The 1,165-nt window shown below is 68.2% G+C and carries 2 protein-coding genes; both read left to right on the plus strand.

What is annotated here, in order from left to right:
- Positions 1 to 75 precede the first annotated feature (75 nt).
- Positions 76 to 645, plus strand: a complete 570-nt coding sequence (locus H483_RS37975) for a hypothetical protein (RefSeq protein WP_017838659.1) — start codon at positions 76 to 78, stop codon at positions 643 to 645.
- A 134-nt stretch (positions 646 to 779) separates the two neighbouring features.
- Positions 780 to 1,070 carry a hypothetical protein gene (locus tag H483_RS37980; RefSeq protein WP_017838660.1) on the plus strand — a complete coding sequence of 97 codons (291 nt, stop codon included), beginning with the start codon at positions 780 to 782 and terminating at the stop codon, positions 1,068 to 1,070.
- Positions 1,071 to 1,165 lie beyond the last annotated feature (95 nt).

Below are 1,165 nucleotides of genomic sequence, written 5' to 3' on the forward strand. Positions count from 1 at the left end.
AGACCCCCAAAACCCTAGCGTCCTAGTACGCTAGGGTGCTAGTATGGTGGTACACCAACAAGGGAAAGGGACACCATGACCAGCACCACCGCCCCGGCGTACATCGCCCCCGGTCTCGAAGAGGTCCGTGCCGGATATGCGCACCTGCGCTACCTCGGTGTCGATGCCGCGACTGCCGCCGAATGGCTAGCTGAGCACGTCAGGACCGTCACCCACGAAGACCTCACCCCTCCGGTCGCGCGCACCAGCAGCCCCGCCAATGCGGGCGGCGTCACCGCCGAGGAGGACCGCCGTATGCGCCACGCGCTGCGGGTCGCCGTGAAGGTTTACAACCGGCAGCGGCCGCGCCTGTCCGAGTTCGACATCAAGACCGGTCACCTGGTCACCAAGAGCGGCGCCGCCGCCGTCAATCGCGCCGCCGTTCAGCGCGAGACGACCAACTCGAAGGAGCGGCCCGCGTTCCTCGGCCGCGCGGATGCTCAGGCCGTGCACGGAGCCACCCGCATCAAGGCGTTCCAGGTCTCGGGACGCCTGCACATTCCCGGCGCAGGACTTCGCGCGTTCGTCGCGTACTTCGAGGCCACCCAGGCAGACCACCGAGACCACGCATCCGTCAGGCTCCACGACTTCCAAGTGGTCCACTAGCGAGCAGCCGCCGAGCGGGGCCGACCGAGGTCGGCCCCGCTCGGCATTTCACACCGCCGCAGGACACCACAGAAGCCCGGCACGGGGCCGCAGCTCGGCCGAGACCGGGCCGATGCCGTGGCACGCTTGCCGCCATGAGCACACCCGAACCGCTACGCGCGGCGACCGTTGTTGAGCTGACCCACGCCGTCGTCATGGCGGCGCTCGACGGCGACCGCCGAGCCCGCCGTGTCAGCATCGGCCACCGCGCCGGAATCGTCACGCCGCACACCGATCCGGACGGCGACCTCGACGCCGACGACCTCGCCGCCCAGGTCTGGGCATTGGCCAATAATCTCGCCGCCGACGATGGAACATACGCAGAGGGCATATTCACCAGCGGCGGCCGGACCTACACCGTGCCCTACGTCCCGACCCTTGGTTGACCGCCGCCGCGGCGGCTCATCCGTGCAGTTCACAGCCAAATAACGATCCTCCCCAGACCCACAAACCCTAGCGCACTAGTACGCTAGGGTGCTAG

Source organism: Dietzia sp. UCD-THP (assembly GCF_000349585.1).
GTDB classification, from domain to species: domain Bacteria; phylum Actinomycetota; class Actinomycetes; order Mycobacteriales; family Mycobacteriaceae; genus Dietzia; species Dietzia natronolimnaea_A.